Raw genomic sequence first — 16,748 nt, 5'->3', positions numbered from 1 at the left:
AGATCCGGGCTGGCTAGGTCAGCGCAAGATTTCTCGGCGTCGATATGTTGCGGTGGAGACCGCACAGCTACGTCTAGTGGCATCAGCAATGGCTACCTCGAGCACACTCAATGTTCGACCTCGGTGAGTGTCGCGCACTTCCACAGTTAGTTCGCCGTGGGCTGGACGCAGAAAGGTCGTGTTGAGGGCGGACAAATGCATGCCTTCGGTATCCTGATGCCTGGTAGCGGCGTGCTCTGCCACGGCCACAACGACCCCGCCATGTAGCGTTCCGTGCGCATTGAGGAGATTAGGATTCGCTGGAACTCTCAGTCCTGGATGGTCTGTTCTGGCGGTTGCGCCGAGTAGCTCCTGCATGGACCACGGAAGCAGTCGTAGCGCGGGAGGAGTTCGTCGCTCCCGTTCAGCGTCCGGCATCCGAGGGGTGAACTGGATCCACGTGGTTCCCTGCACCAGAAGATTTCCGTCGGCATCGTTTGCGATACCAGTAGCCATGCCACCCATGTCATCGGCGTTCACGCACGAAGCCGATGCATCCACGACTGAACCATCCGATGGCAGGTCTCTGACAAAGTTCAGGTCCAAACGTGTGGTGACCGCCCACGAACCCGTTGGTCGGTACCGCATGGCGGCACCGCCCAACACCACGTCCATCAACACTCCAATGGCACCGGAGCTGGACGCCCCCGTTGCCCCTTCAACCCAAGCCCCGGTTCGCATGCTGCCATGCACTGAACCGTTCTCGGCGACGATATTTTCGATCCTGAAAAGTTGATCGACAGTACCGCCTGGCACCGGGAGCAACGGATTATTAGGTCGGTCAATTCCGCGATGGGTCGCTTGGATGGAAGTTTCTGGCATTGCTGTCCCTTTGGATATGAATGTCGCAACCGCGCCTGCGAGCTGCGCAACGGTGCGGAAGGCGGGCGACAATGCGCAATTGCCGCACTGTCCGAGGTTTCTATTTCATTGTTGCGTGAGCAGCAGTATCAGGGTCCTTCGTCGACACGTCCTTAACCGGATAACTGAACCTTAGTGGCTGATGGTTGCGCGTTCCTCGAGTTTGTCGTACTTGATCGAGTATTTGTAGGGACCCATTGCCAGTATGGAGAAAATTGCGATAACCACCATACCGAGGATTAGCCATGTCGCGGACTCATACGTCCCGGTGCTGGCATAGCTGTTACCGAGGACAAAGATTCCAAAGGCTCCTCCCTGTGCGTACAAGAAGTAGACGAACCCTAGAACTCGACCGTATGAGTGCTTTGGAAAGTAGCGGCTAGTCATGTAGGCGGCGATGTCTCCCTCTGCGCCGAGGCCCAGCCCCATAAATACTGCACCAACGAAAATGAATGGCACAGAATCCGACTGGATCATGAGGTAAACGCCCACGCCGCAGAGGGCAAAGATGACCGCTGCAATCAAGGGTGCATAAATTCGGTCCAGCAAGAAGCCGACCAAGAAACGTGTTGCGACCGAACTGAGACTAAAGACCGAGAGCACGGTGACAGCCACGGAGGATGCGATGCCCTTGTCCGTGGTGATCGGAACGACTTGGGAAAGCATCCCGAAGGTGGCTGAAGAGATCAAGAAGATGGCCGCGGCCAGCAACCAAAATTGACGTGAGGATTTCGCGATTTTCCAAAGACCAGAACCGGCCGAGGAACCTTCGGCACGGGCCTCCAACCGTTCGCGTTCGTGCTCGGGTGGCATACGGGTGACAAAGAAATACACAGAGGCCGGGATGAGCGTGCAAAGCAGCCCTATGCCTAGGAAAGCCCCGCGCCAGCCAAACCAGTTGAGGAAGGCCATCCCGAGGTAGGGCATCATCACACCACAGGCCCCAAGTCCGGTCATCAGGATGCCCAGTGCCAGGCCGCGGCGTTTGGTAAACCAAGCGGTGATGACGGTGGAGTGAGCCACGGGGTTCACCGCACCTGCTCCGGCACCGATCAGTACACAGATCAGGTAGAACACTATTTCGCTTGACGGCATGGTTGCAAGCAACATCAGACCGAGACCGAATATGAGGGCCATGGGCACGGCCGGGCGCTTGGGTCCATATCGATCTACAAGAAAACCCAGGACAAGGATACTCACACCCGTCAGGATGGTCACGATGGACAGGCCGTTACTGAGAATTCGGCGCTCCCAACCGAGTTCGGTGGTCACAGATTCGCCGAGGACGTTGAACAAGACGTTCACCGTACTGGTACCAAAAAGGAAGGTCAGGAATCCGGTGACAACGAACCACCACGGGTTTAGCTGTCGTCCGGGTGTTGTACTGGATGTAGTTCTTTGCTCCGACATAGCGCTCACGATTGCCTCCATGGTTTATGAATACTTCGGCTGATCGCAGACATGGGTCACGTCAGTTTGAAGGGAATAAAAGTCAAATACGCCGTCGACGAGTGTAAACGGCGAGGTCAGATTGCAGGACTTGTGGCGGAAGCAAATCTCGTAACCAATCTACGAGGAAGATCGGTTTTTACCGGGACGTGACTGAGCACTTGAGCACGGACGCGATTGCCACCGGTAGCTTGAAAGAAACTCACTCGCGGAGTTAAACCGCCCGGACGGGCAAGGGCGCGCACCTCATTTTCAGAATGCTCGCGAAACGTCTGGGTGCGGCTCTACGTCGCCTGTGCAACTGTGAAATCACGAAATCCTAGGACTACGTACCTGCGATAAAGGGTAAGTGGCCATTTCTCTGGGCAACTGCCCATGAGGGACCGGAAGATCTTGAATCAACCGCCGCGGCGGAAAGGGAGGACACGGCGGTTTGCGCAGTACCCTCCCTCAACGATACCTAAACCGAGCGTTGAGCCTTGGTGACCGCGGTGGCGGCCTTGCTCTTTTCCCGGGCCTCAGTCCAGTCTGTGTCCGTCATCGAGTTCAATCCGGCAAAGGTACCGGGCCCCGCGAGCATCTGGCCGCCATCCATGGCGATTGTCTGCCCTGTCAGGTAGTCGCATGCATCCGACATCATGAAGATTGTCAGGTGGGCAAGTTCCTCGATGGTGCCCATGCGTCCAGCGGGCACCTGGTCCTGCTGCGTCGCACCTGCCGCGCTGTTTTCTGTTGGATTCAACATTTCCCAGGCATAGTCGGTGGGGATGGGGCCGGGGGCTAGCGCATTGAGCCTGATCCCGTATTTGGCCCATTCGACAGCCAATGACATGGTCATGGAATGTACTGCGGCCTTGGCCATCGCGGAGGGGACCACATAGGCGGAACCAGTCCAGATCCAGGTGGTCAGCGTTGAAAGTACGCTGCCCGGCAACCCCCCGTCGATCCAACGTTTACCTGCAGCATGTGTGGTGTTGAATGAACCGTTCATGACCGTTCCAGCAACGGCGTCGAATGCGCGTGGGCTCAAATCCTTGGTTTGGGCAATGAAGTTGGCTGCCGCATTGTTGATGACCCCTGTGAGCGGACCATAGTTTGCCCATATCTCTTCCATTGCGGCGTCAACCTGCTCGTAATCCTTGACGTCCACCGTCTGGTAATAGGCACGGCCCGGATTGTCGGTCGAGGCCTCGTTTGCGGCCTCCTGCAAAACGGCTTCGCGACGGCCCCATAGATGGACCTCCGCGCCGTGATTAATGAGGTGGCGGGCCACGCCACGGCCTAGTCCGGTGCCGCCGCCGGTGATAAGAATGCGCTTGCCGGCAAGGGCATTCGGGGAGAATGGGGTGGGAGCTGGTAGTGACATGATTCCCTCTATTCAGGATGGTAGTGGTGACCCGTTGAGTTAGATCAGGGCCTTGGCAATGATTTCTCGTTGGATTTCGTTGCTTCCCCCGTAGATGGGCGGGGCAATGGCTGCCCGTAGCTGGGCCTCCATCCCGTACTCGACGGTGAAGCCATTGCCTCCCAGGATCTGGATGCCTTCAAGGGCTGCACGCTTGGCCAGTTCGGTGCAGCGCATTTTGGCCATGGCGCTTTCTTTGCCAAGTCCGTCTTCCAGACCGTCGTCGATCTTTGACGCAATGTCATAGACAAATGAGCGGGCCATTTCAATGTCGGTGGCTAAATCGGCGATGCGATGGCGCAGGACTTGGAAGGTGGAGATCTTGACGCCAAATGCCTCACGCTCGCGCATGTAGGAAACCGCATCGTCCAGCGAGCGCTGGGCCGCGCCTAGGCTCATGGCGGCGATGATGACACGCTCGACACTCAGTCCACGCATCAACTGCTTCCAACCGTTTTTGGCCTCGCCGACCACTGCACTGACCGGAACCCGAACGTCGGTGAGAAATACGTCGTTGACCGTGTGTGGTTCCATGGTCCGGATCTCACGAAGTTCAATGCCAGGGGTGCTGGTGGGAACCATTAACAAGGTCATGCCCGAGTGGCGCCCCCCGGTGTTGTCTTCGCGGACCAGCAGCAGCAGGTGCTCGGCGAGATGGGCGGCGGTGCACCAGGTCTTCTGTCCGTTGATGACATACTCGTCGCCGTCGCGAACACCCTTGCAGATGATGCCGGCCAGGTCCGAACCTGTTCCCGGCTCGGAGAGTGAGATGGCTTCCAACTTGCCTGCGGCAAGGTTGGAGCAAATCGTCTTCTTCTGCAGATCATTGCCCCATTTGAGGTAAGTCTGGGCGGCGGTGAGCCCGGTTGAATATGCATGGGCTGGTGCCAGTCCTCGCGAAGCAGCCTCAAGGAAAACCACCTCATCGGTAAACGACCCGCCCTGACCACCATATTCCTCAGGTAGAGAGATGCCAAGCCAACCGTATTCGGCAAAATCTGCCAAAGTCTGCCGGCTGGTGGTTTCGGTTCCGTCGTTGGTGAGTTCGAAGCGCTGGGCTACGGTCGCGGTGTTCTGCGAGCAGTAGTCTCGAACTGCTTCCGCGAACGTGGTTTGTTCTTCGGAGAGTCGCATGGTTAGTTGCCCCGGTATGAGGAGAAGTCGGGCTGGCGCTTTTCGTTGAAGGCCACAATGCCTTCCTGCGCTTCGTCGGACTCGCCAAACATTTTCAACGTCGAGTATGCCATCTGCCCGATGCCTGCAAAGTGCTCGGTGTCGGAGTTGAAGGACTGTTTCAGCACCTTCAGGGAGGTGGGGGAGAGGTGCAGGATCTCGTCGGCCCAGGCGCGCACCTCGGCATGCAGCTGCTCGGACGGCACCACCTTGTTTGCCAAGCCCCATTCGACTGCCTGTTGGGCGCTGTACCGGCGACACAGGAACCAGATCTCACGGGCGCGCTTCTCGCCGATGGCTCGGGCCATCAGCCCCGTGCCGAAGCCTGCATCGAAAGAGCCGACGCGCGGCCCGTTTTGGCCGAAGATGGCGTTCTCCGAAGCGATGGTCAGGTCCGCCAGCAGGTGCAGGACGTGACCGCCGCCGATTGCGAAACCGTTGACTGCGGCAATGACAGGCTTCGGTGTGTCGCGGATGACGCGGTGCAGCGAGTCGACCTCGAAGAGGCCGCTCTCGGACGGGCCGTAATCGCCGGTCTCCATGCGCTGCTTCTGGTCTCCGCCTGTGCAGAATGCCTTGTCGCCGGCGCCGGTGAGCGCAATGACCCCTACCTCGTCGCTGCCCCATGCCTTCTTGAAGGCGAGGACCAACTCGTCAACGGTGCGCGCCCGGAACGAATTGTATCGTTCCGGACGGTTGATGGTGATCCAGGCAAGTCCATTGTCAACGGTGTAGGTGATGTCGGTGAAGTCTTCGACAGATACCACGAGGTTCCTCCTGTTGTATGGGTACTGGTGGACCACTGCAAGGGAAATTTTTCCACCCCCGCTAAATGGTCCTACTATTGACAAACAGTACTGTTGTAAACGATCGTTATCAATACCTTGGTGCAAAGTCTTAAGAAAACTTGCGGAAACGGGCCACTACGGAACTCGCGGAAGCACGGAAGCTAGTCATCGGCATGGCCGGACCACGGACCAGACTATTGGGTCCGCAGTCCCGTCGTACAGGATCCACACTTCTCCTTCCTTATTCGGAGGTCCATAGAAATGCTCGAAAATCAAACGCTTTGTTCGCTCTTCCTACGCAGTGTTGACGCGGGTGGGGAACAAATTGCACTCCGGGACAAGGACTCGGAGTGCAGTTGGAAAGATTATGGGGAACGGGTGCGGAGACTGGCCCGAGGCTGGCAAACCGTCGGGGTAAAGCCACATGAACCAGTCGCACTGATGATGAAAAATGCCCCGGAATTCAACGTCGTGGATACATCCCTGCTGCACGCCGGAGCCGTTCCCTTCTCGGTGGCAGTCACCGATCCCGCCGAGCGCATAGCAAATCTGATGGAAGTATCGGGAAGCCGTTTTATCGTAGTGGATGCGGCTGCCATCGAGCGGGCGATTGCAGTGGCGAAGACGAGTAATTTTGACGTAAGCATCGTTATAGCGGGTGAAAATGATACTTACCAAGGCCTATCCTTGGAAACCGTTGCCGCCGCCGGCGCAAACCTGTCCCAGGAACCATGGCGACACGTCAACCCAGAAGATGACGCAACTCTGATCTTTACCTCTGGGAGCACCGGAACGCCGAAAGCAGTGAAACTCTCACATCGGGCCATCGTACTGAGCCTGCGTAATACAAATCGAATCGCTCCCGTCAGCTCGGGTGGACACGTCCTCTCATATCTACCCTTAAGCCATATTGCCGAGCGGTTCATGAGCCATTACCTTTCGCTGGCATTCGGAGTTACTGTCACGTCGGTGCCCACCCCCGGCGAACTCTACGACACGTTGAGAGCTGTAGAACCAAGCCGGTTCTTTAGCGTCCCACGGGTCTACGAAAAGCTTGTGGCCCAAATTCGGGCAACGGCCGCAGGGAACCAGCTCCTTGCTGATGCGCTGGCTCGTTCCGGCCGGTGGGTGCGCGCCGAACAAGAAGGCAAAACGCTCACCTCCGATGAACAAGTCCAATGGAATTCCGACCTGGAAACGTTGGCTCCCATACGGGTAGCGTTAGGACTTCATCGGACCGAATACCGCGGTGTTGCCACTGCGCCCTCTTCGCCGGACATCCTTGAATCCATGTCAGCTGTGGGATTGCCGGTCGGCAATATTTGGGGGATGTCGGAAGCCATCATGTGCACCATGAATCCGCCCGAGCGCCTCAAATTGAACACGGTCGGGGTTTTTCTTGATGACGTGGAGCATCGTGTGGCCGAAGACGGTGAGCTGTTAATCCGTGGCGTCAATCTCTTCTCCGGATATATGGGTGACACCCAAGGGCTCGCGGGTGCACTTGATGGAGAAGGCTGGTTCCATACTGGTGACCTTGGTTCAATTGATTCCGACGGCTACCTCAGTATTGTCGGCCGCAAGAAGGAAATCATGATTACTGCAACCGGAAAGAATGTTGCCCCTGCGGCAATTGAGGCCGCGCTGCGTGAGGCTTCCCCGTTGGTTAGCTATGCCATGGTGGTCGCCGAGGGGCGCCGCTATGTGACTGCGCTGATAGCCCTTGACGAAGATGCTGTGAGTGAATTTGCCATAGCACAGGGTTTGGCCGGACCGTTCTCCAGCCTGATACGCAGCCCCGAGGTGGTCCAAGAAGTTGAGAAGACCGTTGAAAGGGTGAACAGAACACTCCAAAAGGCAGAAAGCGTACGCAATTGGCACCTTCCCGACACGCCATGGATTCCGGGAAGCGACGAAATTACCCCGACGATGAAATTGCGGAGAAATTCCATCATGTCCTCTTACGAAGACGTCATCGACGCCTTGTATGCCTAACAACGAAGAGCTGAGAGAAAACACCATGACGCCGAACCTCGCAACTGTATCCGTTGGCCCGACCCCGACCCCGACCCGCGCCAAAGGCCTTGACCTGGGAGCGTTGCGCGTCCCGGTGATGGTGGCACCAATGTTCCTCGTTTCCGGCCCCGAATTGGTCATCGAGTCCTGTCGGGCGGGTCTGGCCGGATCGTTTCCCACCCAAAATGCACGAACCTATGAGGATCTAGTGACTTGGTTGGACACTATTCGCGAGGGCATCAGCGAATTGGAGAAGCCCCAATGGGCGGTAAGCCAGATCGCGCACCGGACCTATGACCGGTTTGCTGCCGAGCTGGAGCTGATGACTGAATATCAGCCCGATGTGGTGATCACGGCGCTCGGTTCCCCATCTCGCGTGCTTGATCAGATCCACGGCTATGGCGGACAGGTGTTTGCCGATGTCATGTCCGTGGAACATGCCCGCAAGGCCGCCGACGCAGGTGCGGACGGTCTGGTGTTGGTCTGCCACGGCGCCGGAGGGCACACCGGACGACTTTCGCCCTTTGCCTTTGTCGATGAGGTCCGTGAATTCTTTGACGGCACGCTGGTGGTCGGTGGCGCCATTTCCACCGGGCGGGGTGTTCGCGCCGTCCAGGCACTGGGCGCCGACATGGCCTACATGGGTACGCGCTTCATTGGGGCCGAGGAATCGCTGGCCAATGAGAAATACCGCAATATGCTGGTGAACGCGGGAATCTCCGGTGTGACCGCGACGGCCGCGGTCACGGGCGTGCTGTGCAGCTGGCTGAACGAAAGCCTTGACGAGGTGGGCTTTGCCCCCGAACAACTTGCCGAGAGGGGCAAGATCGATTTCTCGAATCCGCACGGTGAAAACAAGCCATGGAAGAACATCTTCGGGGCGGGTCAGGGCGTCGGCCAGATAGACCGGATCGCACCAGTGGCAGAGATCGCGGCAAGCATAGCGGCCGAATATCAGGCGACTGGATGATATGAACTACCGGGCTTGTGGAACCCGCCAGAAGGCTGGTGGAAACCCGATGCCCTAAGGAGCGCAAGCGGGCAGACTGACCCTCACTTCGACTGTGCAGCATTGGTTGGCTGCGTCCCCTGGAATGGTGGCGTTTCCTCAACACCGTGCGGGCCAGTTGTTTGATTATGCAGCGGTGAGTTCGGGTAGCAAAGTCTTTTCTCCAATTATGTCATTGACCTGCTGGTCCATGCTCCTCAGCTCGGTTATGGAGCCCTCCGAGAGGTCGCGGCGGTCCCCGGCCCCCCATTCGTCATGCTGCTCCATCAGCACGGCGCCGGTCAGCCGGAGCAGGGCCTCGGGGTTCGGGAAGATGCCCACGATATCGGTTCGTCTTTTGATTTCTTTGTTGGCCGGCTCCGTGGAATTTGTGGACCAAATTTTGCGCCAATGGCGGCCTGGAACCCGGCAAAGGCCAAGACGTCCTCGCGGGCGTCCCGGAGCATCGCCACGACTTTGGGATGCGAGGAGGCGAGCATCTTGATGATCTCCGAGTACTGACCATCGCACGATGGCGCCTTACTTTGTATAATTAATGCAAATGGTAAGACCGAATCGTCCGAATTTGGTTAAAATCGGGTCGCTGGGAGCGTTGTAGGGGATAGGACTATCATGTGACCATCGTCGTGACTACACTCCTAGCGAGGTCACGTCGAACAGGCGACATTCTGGCCGAGACCTTGAAAGCCTGGAAATCGCATCAGTGACCTTGGAGACGATGCCGGTACAAGGGATATTTTCTATCTTACGGATGTGAATAAGGAGCCGCGGATGTCGGAATCGGGCGAGGAAATGCTGTCACAGGCCCATGCCATTCTTGATGTTGTTGCAGGACTTGAAAACCGGAGGCATTCACCGGCAGGACTTGGGCGAGGTTGGGAAAGTGTCAACCGGGCATTGGAGCATGCCGACTCCACATTGCGCCGGTTGGTTGCGCGCGGTCAGCCCGAGCCACATCCTGATGGTTGGGTGGAGAATCTGAAATTGCTTACCGGTGAAGTTGCGTTGCTCCGCAATCGAATCCTGACACACAACTTGGCCATGCGCGGCGACATGATGCATAAGGCGGACCGGGCCCTTCAGCTGCTTCGCGCGGCGGAAAGCGAACGGGAGTTTTCCGAGCTGCTCCCAACTGAGCTCGTCAAGCTGGGCTTCGTCCGGGCAATGTATTCAACCGTCAACGACATGCGGTGGGTCACGAGATCCGTCCATACTGTCAACGGCGAGAACGAAAGAGAGCTCCTCTTGCGGGCTGGTCAGCAGCCTCCGTTTCGGGAATTGCGCGGGCTTTTTGAGTACGAGATGATCCAGCAGGGCAAGGCGATGCTCCAACAAGGCATCAGGAAAAGCCCTAGGGTGCATCCCGAGCTTATCGAAATCACGGAATCGGAGTCTTATGTTTCAGCCCCGTTGCTGGCGGGCCAAATTGTGACGGGATTCGTCAGCTTGGACGTCAATGCCGCAACCGGGAGCGTTGATGCGTTCGACCGCGACCTTGTTGGGTTGATCTGCGGCGGCGCGGGTATTGCCTTGGAGCGCATTCGTGCGCTGGAAGGGATCACGCAGCTCCACGCGGGGATCGAGCAAAGTATGGAATCCATGCGGGCGATAATGCGCGGAAACGGAGTGGACACTTTGACAGTGAAAGGAACCGACAGGGTCCGCGACGCGGACTTCGATGGCGTCGATGATTCGGAAGTGCTGACTCGTCGCGAAAACCAGGTTCTGAGACTGCTTGCGCGAGGGCAGACCAACAGTGAGATCGGTCAACGGCTTTTCGTCAGCGAGGGAACGGCCAAGACCCATGTGCGTAATATCCTAAGAAAATTGGGCGCATCAAATCGAACCCAAGCCGCGGAAATATTTCGGCAGCAACCTTGACCTCGGTCAAATCCCTCGTGAATTGCGGTGTGCCTGGGACCTGCTGTTGTGGAAGCAGTGGGTTGAGGTAGAAAGATACCCACTTCGGCAGATGTGATCGTCATCACTTATTCCTAGGCTGGGGGCACACCCATCACAAGGAGTCACAATGACCGTTGATCAGCAAGAGGCGACAACCACTGTTCCTGACAAGGTTGCGCGCCAAGTAGTCCTACCCGAAGGACACCGCGACGACGAAGCCCTCTTCGCTGCCTACCAGTGGTTACGCGAAAACGCGCCGTTGGCAAAAGTAAAGGTCGAAGGATACGATCCAATCTGGCTGGTGACAAAACACGCAGACATCATGGAAATCGAGCGCCAACCTCAAATCTTTTCCAGCGGCGGAGCCACCCCGGGTGAGCACAACCCCATTCTTGCTACCCAAGCCGATGACGAATTCACCAAGAGCCTCACCGGGGGCAGCCTCCGGATCCTGGAAACACTGACATACCTTGATCCGCCGGAGCACACGATGGTCCGGGATATTGCCACCGAATGGTTCCGCCCAGCCTCGCTGAAGCAGTGGGAAGGACGCATCCGCGAACTCGCGCGGGAGGCCATCGATCTCAGGCTCAAGCCCGGAACAAATGAACTGGACGCCGTCCAGGACTTCACCGTGTACTACCCGCTGCACGTCATCATGACGTTGTTCGGGGTGCCGGCCGAGGACGAGCCGCGCATGATGGCCCTGACCCAGGACTTCTTCGGTACAGCGGATCCCGACGCGCAGCGCGAGAACGTCGAACCAACCTCGCCAGATGCGGCTGCCCAGCAGTGGGCCGCAACAATTCAGGACTTCTACAATTACTTTGACGCCTTGGTCGAAGCTCGTCGGGCGGAGCCCACGGACGACTTGGCCTCGATTGTGGCCAACGCGCGTAACGATGATGGAGAATATTTCGCCAAGGAAGTCGCCTATGGCTGGTTCATCGCCATTGCCACCGCAGGCCACGACACCACCTCCTCCACGATGGCCAGTTGCTTTGAGGCATTGGCTCAGCACCCGGACCAGCTTGCTGCGGTGCAATCAAATCCGGCGGGCATTCCCGATCTGATCAACGAGGCCTTGCGGTGGGGCTCGCCGGTTAAGCAATTCACTCGCCAAGCGCTGACGAGCTACGAACTTCGCGGCCAACGGATCGAACCCGGGGACCGCTTCATGCTGCTGTACCAGTCGGGAAACCGCGATGCGGACGTTTTCGTTGCTCCCGACGAATTCCGCTATGACCGCAAGCCAAACCGACACATCTCCTTCGGTTACGGACCGCACATGTGTATCGGCCAGCACCTCGCCAAGATGGAACTCCGCATCATGCTCGAAGAGCTGCTGCCGAAGATCAAGTCAATGGAGCTGACCGGCGTACGCAAGGTGGTTCAAACCAACTTCGTGGGAGGTCTCAAGAACCGGCCGATGAAGATTGAAATCCAATGACCGGCAAGCACGTCGTCGTTGTAGGGGCGGGACACGCCGGCGGAACGCTCGCGGCGCTATTGCGCCGGGACGGCTTCGACGGTCCGATCACCGTTATCGGGGCGGAGATCGACCCCCCGTACCACCGTCCTCCATTGTCCAAGTCCTTCGCGGACGACTCCGTGAAGTGGCTGTACGGTGCTAACTTCTACGCCGAACAAGACATCACGTTGCAGCTTGGGCAAATGGTGCTGGATGTGGACGCGGCAGCCAAGCAGGTTCAACTAGGCACGGGCGCGGTCATCGACTACGACATCCTTGTGTTGGCGACCGGCGCTGAACCCCGCCGGCTACCGCTTCCCGGAGACACCTTGGCGGGAATCCATACGCTGCGTGAACGGGGAGACGCTTCCGTCTTACGGGAGGCCTTCAACATCGGAAGGCCATTGGTCATCATCGGTGGCGGCTACATCGGACTTGAAGTTGCAGCGGCGGCTCGCGCACTGGGAGTTGAGGTGACGATTCTTGAGCGTGAAGAACGGATTCTTGGTCGGGTCGCAAGTCCAGCTCTTTCGGAACTGCTATCCGCCTACCACCGTGAGCAGGGCACAGAGATTCGCACCGGTGTGGAGATTGCCGGCTTCCGGTGCGATCGTGGCTTCGCTGGTGGGGTTGAGCTTGCCAACGGACAATCCATTGAGTGCGGAACGGTCCTTGTGGGGGCCGGCGCCACGCCGCGTGTCGATCTGGCCAAGCGGATCGGTCTGGAGTTGCAGAACGGAATCACCGTCGATGACTCGGGGAGGACCAATGATCCTTCCATTTACGCCATCGGCGATGTCTCAAACCGCCCGGTCGACACGCAGTTCTCAATCGTCGGACGCATGCGCCTGGAAAGCATTCCCTCTGCTGTCGAGCAGGCACGACATGTCGCTGAGGCCATCATGGGGAAACCGCGGACCCCCGACGATGTGCCATGGTTCTGGTCTGATCAATTCGATCTGAAACTCAAGATCGCAGGGATCGTTTACGGAGAGTACGAGACGGCTGTGCGCGGGGATCCGGGCAGCGGCAGCTACTCCCTCTTTCACCACGCCAATGGCCGGCTCGTGGCCGCTGAAACAGTCAACGCTTCCCGTGAATTCATGGTGGCAAAGCGAATTCTTGCAACCCGGGGATCGGATGGCTCACCAGCGAACTTCGATCCGACCGCGGATCTGCTTCAACTAGTGCGCAACTGATCCGCTACGTCTTTAATTATCCAAGTCAGGAGCAAAAATGACGAATATTATTTACATCCTTCCCGATGGGTCCGAACGCGTCATCGACGTCGACAACGGCCGATCGGTCATGGAGGGATCGGTGCGCAACAACCTGCCGGGAATCGTCGCGGAGTGCGGCGGGAGTTGCTCTTGCGCGACCTGTCACGTCTACCTCGATGAAGCGGCGCGGGAGCATTTCGAAGAATCAACCAGGGATGAAGACGACTTGATTGAGTTTCTCGACGACGCGCAACCCACCTCACGGCTCTCGTGCCAACTCATCGTTTCTGAGGCTGCCTGCGGCGCCCGGATCCGGGTCGCCTGCTCCAACTAGCTGGCAGACGGCCATGTAGGACGGTTCCAGAGGTCATTCCCTGAAGGGGCTGGCCCCCGGAACTGGACCAAGAAAGTTCTTGACGAGACGAACCAGAAGCACACCCGAGTGCATGTGTCAACCACCAGCGGGGCCCCCGCGGGCCCGCTGGTGGTCCGACGTATTGCTTCGAAAGTCCAACGAGATATCTAGGGGAAAAATGAAGATTTCAGCAGCAACACTTGAAGGCGTCAACCAGAAATTCGCGATCAAGGAAATGGATATTTCCGATCCGGTGGCTGACGAGGTATTGGTCGAGATTGCCGGTGTTGGCCTGTGCCACACCGATCTGGCCGTACAGCACGGACAGCTGCCGTTTGCATTCCCGGGCGTAGTGGGCCACGAGGGATCGGGCACCGTTGTTGCCGTCGGTCCGGACGTTACCGGTATTGCTGTGGGCGACCGGGTCGGGGCAACCTTTAACAGCTGTGGCGAGTGCACGCAATGCAACTTGGGCATGCCGTCGTACTGCGTGGAATTCATGGCCCGAAATTTCACCGGCAGCCGCCCCGATGGGTCTAGCCCGTTGAGTCTTGATGGCGGACCGGTAGGAAGCTACTTCTTTGGGCAGTCTTCTTTTGCCACCCATGCCATTGCCCGGGAACGAAATGTTGTAAAACTTGTGGAGGGGATTGCGCTTGAGCTGGCCGGGCCGCTGGGCTGCGGCGTCCAGACCGGTGCCGGCGCCGTCCTGCGTTCGCTGCCGTGTGCGAAGGGCGAATCCCTGTTGGTCGTCGGTGGCGGTTCGGTTGGACTTTCGGCGGTACTTGGTGCGGTGGTGCGCGAGATGGGCACGATCATCGTTGCCGAGCCGGTCGCCGCACGTCGAGAGCTCGCCCTGAGCCTGGGCGCGACGCACGTTATCGACCCAAACGACGGACTGGTCTCTGAGCAGGTACGTGCCGTCTTGCCGGAGGGAGTTAACTACGCGATTGATACGACCGCCTCAGTTAAGGTGCTTACCGACGTCATTGCCGCAATGTCCCAGCGGGGCACCGTGGGCATGCTCGGCGTGCCGTCGGATCCGACGGCGGAACTGGCCCTTGGCCTGCTGGAGATCCAGGCCCGTGGCCTCTCGTTCAAGGGAATTGTGGAGGGGGACAGTGATCCGGAGGCCTTCATCCCGGAATTGGTGCAGTACCACCTCGAAGGACGTTTTCCCTTCGACAAATTGATCACCAAGATGCCGCTGTCGCAGATCAATGAGGCCATCGAGGCCCAAGGCCGCGGTGAAGTCCTCAAAGTTGTCCTCATTCCATAAGCATCTTCGTGCCGGGCATGGGTCCGCGGCACCGGTTCCAACACACTCAGGGAAAGGCTTGAATCATGACCATCACCAATGTGCAGGACCAGATCACCTACGATTCCTTCTATGTGGGAGGAGAGTGGCGCAAACCATCGAATCCCGAGATCCATTCGGTTTTTTCGGCGAGCACCGAGCAACAAATCGGCGCCGTCCCGGTCGGTAGTAAAGGTGATATCGATGCGGCAGTGGCCGCTGCCCGTCGAGCCTTCGACGATCCGCAGGGTTGGTCGAATTGGACGGCGGAACAGCGTGGCGAGGTGTTGCAACGTTTCGCCCAGGAACTTGACGCCCGCGGTGAGGAAATTGCCCGTCGGGTAACTGGCCAAAATGGCATGCCGTGGGCTACGTCGTCGTCGATTGAGGCCGTCTTCCCCGGTCTGCTGGTGCGCTACTACTCCGAACTGGCCCTGACGGGGACGGAAGAGTATCGCCCGGGAATGCTCGGTGGCGTCACCTTGATTCGCCGCGACCCGGTGGGCGTGGTCGGCGCAATTGTGCCGTGGAACGTGCCGATGGCCCTGACATTCATGAAGCTTGCCCCGTCACTGGCCGCCGGGTGTACTGTGGTCCTCAAGCCGGCTCCGGAAACCGTGTTGGAGCAATACCTGGTGGCCGAGGCCGCGATCGCAGCCGGGTTGCCGGCAGGCGTCCTGAACATCGTCCATGGCGATCGCGAGGTTGGCGCACACTTGGTCTCTCACCCGGACGTGAATAAGATCGCCTTTACCGGGTCAACGGCCGCAGGTCGGATCATTGCTGCCGAATGCGGCCGCCTGCTTCGTCCAGTCTCATTGGAACTCGGGGGCAAGTCCGCGGCGATTGTCCTGGATGATGCCAAGCTCGAAGATAACTTGGAGCAATTGTTCGGGGCGACGATGTTCAACAGCGGACAAACATGCTGGCTGAACAGCAGGATCCTCGCTCCGCGATCGCGCTACGATGAGGTTCTTGAAATCTTCGAATCCTTTGTCGGCAACCTGGTAGTGGGCGATCCTTTCGATCCCGCAACCCAGATTGGTCCCATGACCAGCGAACGCCAGCGGGAACGGGTTGAGGGCTACATCGCGAAGGGGCGCAGCGAAGGCGCAAAATTGGTGGCAGGCGGCGGGCGCCCCTCGGGTTTTGAGCGGGGCTTCTACGTCCAACCGACGGTGTTTGGCCATGTCGACCCGCACTCCACGATTGCGCGTGAAGAGATCTTCGGCCCAGTGCTCTCGGTGATTCCCTACGGGGATGTGGAAGAGGCCATCGCGATCTCCAACTCAAGCGAGTTTGGACTCGGGGGGTCGGTTTGGACCACTGACCAGGAACGCGGCAAGGCTGTTGCCCGTCGCATCGAAAGTGGAACCATCGGCATCAACCACTACGTGAACGAACCCAACGCCCCTTTCGGTGGAATCAAGGCCAGCGGGTTGGGTCGTGAACTCGGTCCCGAGGCCATGGCCAGCTATCAGCAGGTGAAATCCATCTACCTGGATCCAAAGATGCTCTAGCCAGACAAAAAGTCTTAAGCATCCCGCGTACGCCGGGTGGGCATGGAACCACGATCAGGAGTCCATCCCACCCGGCACAGGGGGTCCAAGGACAGGCTGTACTACCGGGATTACGGAACCCTGATGGGGAATCGTTACTGTGGAGCCTCGAGAACGAGCGCCGTGACCACTGAGCGCTCTAAACACCAGGGGGGTGTCATCGCGGTTTACGCGATGACACCCCCCTGGTTCGGGGCGATTGTC

At 58.4% G+C, this 16,748-nt stretch carries 13 protein-coding genes and 1 pseudogene; 8 read left to right on the top strand and 6 right to left on the bottom strand.

Translation table 11 applies throughout. The features are described from left to right. Nucleotides 1-18 precede the first annotated feature (18 nt). The 5 genes from BLJ79_RS23915 to BLJ79_RS08435 form a co-directional block, all read right to left on the bottom strand. Nucleotides 19-357 carry a PaaI family thioesterase gene (locus tag BLJ79_RS23915; protein WP_353615470.1) on the bottom strand — a complete coding sequence of 113 codons (339 nt, stop codon included), beginning with the start codon at nucleotides 355-357 and terminating at the stop codon, nucleotides 19-21. A gap of 675 nt (nucleotides 358-1,032) precedes the next feature. Continuing rightward, nucleotides 1,033-2,310, bottom strand: coding sequence for an MFS transporter (locus BLJ79_RS08450; RefSeq protein WP_071214258.1), 1,278 nt, complete (start codon nucleotides 2,308-2,310; stop codon nucleotides 1,033-1,035). 499 nt (nucleotides 2,311-2,809) lie between these two features. Further along, a complete protein-coding gene (locus BLJ79_RS08445) occupies nucleotides 2,810-3,715 on the bottom strand; it encodes an SDR family oxidoreductase (RefSeq protein WP_071214257.1) in 906 nt (301 codons plus the stop codon). 39 nt (nucleotides 3,716-3,754) lie between these two features. Continuing rightward, nucleotides 3,755-4,888, bottom strand: coding sequence for an acyl-CoA dehydrogenase family protein (locus tag BLJ79_RS08440; protein WP_071214256.1), 1,134 nt, complete (start codon nucleotides 4,886-4,888; stop codon nucleotides 3,755-3,757). Between the two features lie 2 nt (nucleotides 4,889-4,890). Next, complete coding sequence (locus tag BLJ79_RS08435) at nucleotides 4,891-5,694, bottom strand: enoyl-CoA hydratase-related protein (RefSeq protein ID WP_071214255.1); 804 nt, start codon at nucleotides 5,692-5,694, stop codon at nucleotides 4,891-4,893. Between the two features lie 282 nt (nucleotides 5,695-5,976). Here BLJ79_RS08435 and BLJ79_RS22335 point away from each other — a divergent pair, with 282 nt between their 5' ends. Both BLJ79_RS22335 and BLJ79_RS08420 read left to right on the top strand, forming a co-directional pair. After that, the gene (locus BLJ79_RS22335) at nucleotides 5,977-7,710 is read left to right on the top strand and encodes an AMP-dependent synthetase/ligase (protein ID WP_083411118.1); all 1,734 of its coding nucleotides are present in this window, start codon (nucleotides 5,977-5,979) and stop codon (nucleotides 7,708-7,710) included. Next, entirely contained in the window at nucleotides 7,703-8,701 is a 999-nt protein-coding gene (locus BLJ79_RS08420; protein WP_217641843.1) for an NAD(P)H-dependent flavin oxidoreductase, read from the top strand. The genes BLJ79_RS22335 and BLJ79_RS08420 overlap by 8 nt, the downstream gene beginning before the upstream one ends. Before the next feature lie 165 nt (nucleotides 8,702-8,866). Here the strand turns inward: BLJ79_RS08420 and BLJ79_RS22330 are convergent. Then, nucleotides 8,867-9,228, bottom strand: a pseudogene (locus BLJ79_RS22330) (transposase); the annotation flags it as partial. Between the two features lie 283 nt (nucleotides 9,229-9,511). Between BLJ79_RS22330 and BLJ79_RS23700 the strand changes: the two are divergent. From BLJ79_RS23700 to BLJ79_RS08385, 6 genes are all read left to right on the top strand, one after another. Next, nucleotides 9,512-10,621, top strand: coding sequence for a helix-turn-helix transcriptional regulator (locus BLJ79_RS23700; protein WP_083411116.1), 1,110 nt, complete (start codon nucleotides 9,512-9,514; stop codon nucleotides 10,619-10,621). Nucleotides 10,622-10,769: 148 nt separating this feature from the next. After that, on the top strand, nucleotides 10,770-12,092 hold the full coding sequence (locus BLJ79_RS08405) for a cytochrome P450 (protein ID WP_071214249.1): 1,323 nt from the start codon (nucleotides 10,770-10,772) through the stop codon (nucleotides 12,090-12,092). Beyond that, nucleotides 12,089-13,312, top strand: a complete 1,224-nt coding sequence (locus BLJ79_RS08400) for an NAD(P)/FAD-dependent oxidoreductase (RefSeq protein ID WP_071214248.1) — start codon at nucleotides 12,089-12,091, stop codon at nucleotides 13,310-13,312. The genes BLJ79_RS08405 and BLJ79_RS08400 overlap by 4 nt, the downstream gene beginning before the upstream one ends. 37 nt (nucleotides 13,313-13,349) lie before the next feature. Then, complete coding sequence (locus BLJ79_RS08395; protein WP_071214247.1) at nucleotides 13,350-13,667, top strand: 2Fe-2S iron-sulfur cluster-binding protein; 318 nt, start codon at nucleotides 13,350-13,352, stop codon at nucleotides 13,665-13,667. A 199-nt stretch (nucleotides 13,668-13,866) separates the two neighbouring features. After that, complete coding sequence (locus tag BLJ79_RS08390; RefSeq protein WP_071214246.1) at nucleotides 13,867-14,967, top strand: NAD(P)-dependent alcohol dehydrogenase; 1,101 nt, start codon at nucleotides 13,867-13,869, stop codon at nucleotides 14,965-14,967. A 65-nt stretch (nucleotides 14,968-15,032) separates the two neighbouring features. Next, a complete protein-coding gene (locus BLJ79_RS08385) occupies nucleotides 15,033-16,505 on the top strand; it encodes an aldehyde dehydrogenase (RefSeq protein ID WP_071214245.1) in 1,473 nt (490 codons plus the stop codon). Nucleotides 16,506-16,748 lie beyond the last annotated feature (243 nt).

Origin of the sequence: Arthrobacter sp. UCD-GKA (assembly GCF_001863355.1) — a bacterium.
Taxonomy (GTDB): domain Bacteria; phylum Actinomycetota; class Actinomycetes; order Actinomycetales; family Micrococcaceae; genus Paeniglutamicibacter.
This window is presented reverse-complemented; position numbering and strand designations above follow the sequence as displayed.

Bases quoted from the DNA above. Each gene is read 5' to 3' on its own strand.
- BLJ79_RS23915 (WP_353615470.1), bottom strand. From the start codon at position 357: ATGCAGGAGCTACTCGGCGCAACCGCCAGAACAGACCATCCAGGACTG.
- BLJ79_RS08450 (WP_071214258.1), bottom strand. From the start codon at position 2,310: ATGTCGGAGCAAAGAACTACATCCAGTACAACACCCGGACGACAGCTA.
- BLJ79_RS08445 (WP_071214257.1), bottom strand. From the start codon at position 3,715: ATGTCACTACCAGCTCCCACCCCATTCTCCCCGAATGCCCTTGCCGGC.
- BLJ79_RS08440 (WP_071214256.1), bottom strand. From the start codon at position 4,888: ATGCGACTCTCCGAAGAACAAACCACGTTCGCGGAAGCAGTTCGAGAC.
- BLJ79_RS22335 (WP_083411118.1), top strand. From the start codon at position 5,977: ATGCTCGAAAATCAAACGCTTTGTTCGCTCTTCCTACGCAGTGTTGAC.
- BLJ79_RS08420 (WP_217641843.1), top strand. From the start codon at position 7,703: ATGCCTAACAACGAAGAGCTGAGAGAAAACACCATGACGCCGAACCTC.
- BLJ79_RS23700 (WP_083411116.1), top strand. From the start codon at position 9,512: ATGTCGGAATCGGGCGAGGAAATGCTGTCACAGGCCCATGCCATTCTT.
- BLJ79_RS08405 (WP_071214249.1), top strand. From the start codon at position 10,770: ATGACCGTTGATCAGCAAGAGGCGACAACCACTGTTCCTGACAAGGTT.
- BLJ79_RS08400 (WP_071214248.1), top strand. From the start codon at position 12,089: ATGACCGGCAAGCACGTCGTCGTTGTAGGGGCGGGACACGCCGGCGGA.
- BLJ79_RS08395 (WP_071214247.1), top strand. From the start codon at position 13,350: ATGACGAATATTATTTACATCCTTCCCGATGGGTCCGAACGCGTCATC.
- BLJ79_RS08390 (WP_071214246.1), top strand. From the start codon at position 13,867: ATGAAGATTTCAGCAGCAACACTTGAAGGCGTCAACCAGAAATTCGCG.
- BLJ79_RS08385 (WP_071214245.1), top strand. From the start codon at position 15,033: ATGACCATCACCAATGTGCAGGACCAGATCACCTACGATTCCTTCTAT.